This window comes from Mesorhizobium sp. M7A.F.Ca.CA.004.04.2.1, assembly GCF_004022825.1.
GTDB lineage: Bacteria > Pseudomonadota > Alphaproteobacteria > Rhizobiales > Rhizobiaceae > Mesorhizobium.
This window is the reverse complement of the sequence record NZ_RZPH01000924.1, coordinates 1-2,421: the sequence shown is the minus strand read 5'-3', so window position 1 is coordinate 2,421 and position 2,421 is coordinate 1. Positions and strand designations below refer to the sequence as shown.

3 protein-coding genes and 1 riboswitch are annotated in these 2,421 nt (G+C 59.5%); of the genes, 1 reads left to right on the top strand and 2 read right to left on the bottom strand.

Annotation, left to right across the window (positions count from 1 at the left end; translation table 11 throughout):
- Both EN893_RS29250 and EN893_RS29245 read right to left on the bottom strand, forming a co-directional pair.
- Positions 1 to 125, bottom strand: a 125-nt coding sequence (locus EN893_RS29250) for a DUF680 domain-containing protein (RefSeq protein WP_128300360.1), incomplete at its 3' end; no start/stop codon positions are given.
- An 86-nt stretch (positions 126 to 211) separates the two neighbouring features.
- Positions 212 to 409: a DUF680 domain-containing protein gene (locus tag EN893_RS29245; RefSeq protein ID WP_027039902.1), complete on the bottom strand. Its 198-nt coding sequence runs from the start codon at positions 407 to 409 to the stop codon at positions 212 to 214.
- Between the two features lie 509 nt (positions 410 to 918).
- Positions 919 to 1,120: riboswitch (cobalamin riboswitch) on the top strand.
- Between the two features lie 112 nt (positions 1,121 to 1,232).
- Here EN893_RS29245 and EN893_RS29240 point away from each other — a divergent pair.
- A partial coding sequence (locus EN893_RS29240; RefSeq protein WP_164901203.1) for an aromatic ring-hydroxylating dioxygenase subunit alpha occupies positions 1,233 to 2,421 on the top strand: 1,189 nt, incomplete at its 3' end.

The following is a 2,421-nucleotide window of genomic DNA, read 5'->3' as shown; positions in this document are numbered from 1 at the left end:
GTGTACGACTGGTCCACAGCGGCGGCAGGCTGGTTGGCGCCGTTCGAACCGTAGTTGTCGCTGCCCGCGAAAGCGCTGCCGGTGATGGCCAGAACGGCGGCGGCAGCAATGAGGATCTTGTTCATCTTAAATACTCCTGAATGTCTGAATTTCGAATGTCTGAATTTCGCCAGGGCAGCGGGCGAGCCCGCCGTCGACTGGGAATCGGCTGTTAGTTGTTGCCGAAGAGGTTGTGGTCAGCACCCTGGGCAGGCGCCTGAGCAGCCGGTTCCGACTTCTTGGTCGAAGCGGTGTACGAGCTGTCGACAGCAGTGGCTGCCGCGGCGTTCGAACCGTAGTGGTCGCTACCAGCGAAGGCGCTGCCGGAAATGGCCAGAAGGGCTGCGGCAGTGAGAATGATCTTTTTCATTTTTGTACTCCAGTATCGTCTTTTTCCGTCCGTCTAGCGGCGTGTCTTGGAAATGAAATCGCGTCGTTCGGACAGCCCCGATGTGGGAGGGCAACCCCGCCTTTTCCAATCACGAAGTTGTTCCGTGTGGACCATGAATCCACACCTTGAAATTGTGCCAGGGGAATCTAGAGATACATTTTTCCTCTCTATATCAGCATGTTAAGTTTAACCATCCGATGGATCACTGACTGTTTCAAAGGCCCGGCGTTCACACCGTCCTGCACGCACCGTCAACAGAAACGAACCGTTCGGTTCGATTTTAGGTCAAGCTAATAGTCACTTTTCGAAACCGTTAACCTTTTTTGACCCCCGCCAAGGGTCGGACTCGGGAAGATCGCAGCCGGCAAATGGCCGCCCGGGAGGCGGGATTTCGGCCCGCGACGATCTGCGGTGACGTTTCGCATGCCGTGTCGCGCCGCATGGATACGATGTCGTTTTCATGCCGACGGCGCGCCAGCGATCGTGGTTAGATCATACCCATCTCAGGTGCCGCTTCGTGACGACGAGGCGGAGAATTGGGAAGCCGGTCAGAATCCGGCGCTGCCCCGCAACGGTGGTGGAGTTCAAGTCGCAACGGGAGACCACTGGGCAACTGCCTGGGAAGGTGTCGCGATGGTCCGCAAGGACAACTCCAGAGCCCGGAAACCAGCCCGAGATTTTTAGACTCGACTGATCGCGGTGGGCGGTCAAGAGGTGGATAGCGCTTCCGGCACCTAGCCGGCCTGCGTTTCAATCCTTCCTCCATCACCACCAGTTCAGTCCTTAGAAACGAGGACAGGACATGGATACCCGCAACGACATGCTGAGGCTCCTGAAGGGGCGCCGGCAAGGCTTTTCGCTGGAGCAGCCCTTCTACACCGATCCAGACTACTTCAAGCTCGACATGGAGCTGATCTGGTATCGCGACTGGCTGTTCATCGGCCATGATTGCGAACTGCCGAAGCCGGGCAGCTACATCACCGTGCAGATCGGCGACTATCCGGTCGTCCTTGTCCGCGACCAGCAAGGCAAGATCAACGCCTTCCACAATTCCTGCCGCCATCGCGGCAGCCGCGTGTGCAACGCGGAAAAGGGTACGGCGGCAAAGCTCGTCTGCCCCTATCATCAGTGGACCTATGAGCTGGACGGCCGCCTGCTGTTTGCCCGCCAGATGGCCGACGGTTTCGACAAGAGTGATTTCGGCCTGAAGCCGGTCGCCTGCGAGAGCGTCGGCGGCTACATCTTCATCTGCCTGGCCAAGGAGCCGGCGGATTTCGCGCCGATGCGGGCGATGATCGAACCTTATCTTTTGCCGCACCGTTTGCGTGAGGCAAAGATCGCCTTTGAGAGCACGATCATCGAGAAGGGCAACTGGAAGCTGGTCTGGGAAAACAACCGCGAGTGCTACCACTGCGTCGCCAATCACCCTGAGCTGTGCAAGACCTTCCCCGAGGCGCCGACCGTGACCGGCGTCAACGGCGCCGACAGCGACCCCGAGATGGTCGCGCACTGGGCCAGATGCGAGGCATCAGGCTTGCCGAGCAAATTCCGCATCGATCCGGCAGGGCAGTACCGCGCCACCCGCGCGCCGCTGCTGCGCGATGCCGTCAGCTACACCATGACGGGAAAACGGGCGGTGAAGAAGAACCTGTCCGACAGCGTTTCAACCGACCGCATCGGCTCCTTGCTGCTTTATCATTATCCGACAACCTGGAACCATATCCTCGGCGACCATGCCGTCACCTTCCGCGTGCTGCCGATCAGTGCCACGGAAACCGCGGTGACGACGAAATGGCTCGTCCACAAGGATGCGGTCGAAGGCGTCGACTACGACCTCGCTGAGCTCACCCATGTCTGGACCGAGACCAACGACCAGGACCGCCGCATCGTCGAGGAAAACGCCTTCGGCATCCTGTCGCCGGCCTACGAACCAGGCCCCTATTCGGAGCTGCATGAGGGCGGCGTGATCCAGTTCGTCGAGTGGTACACGT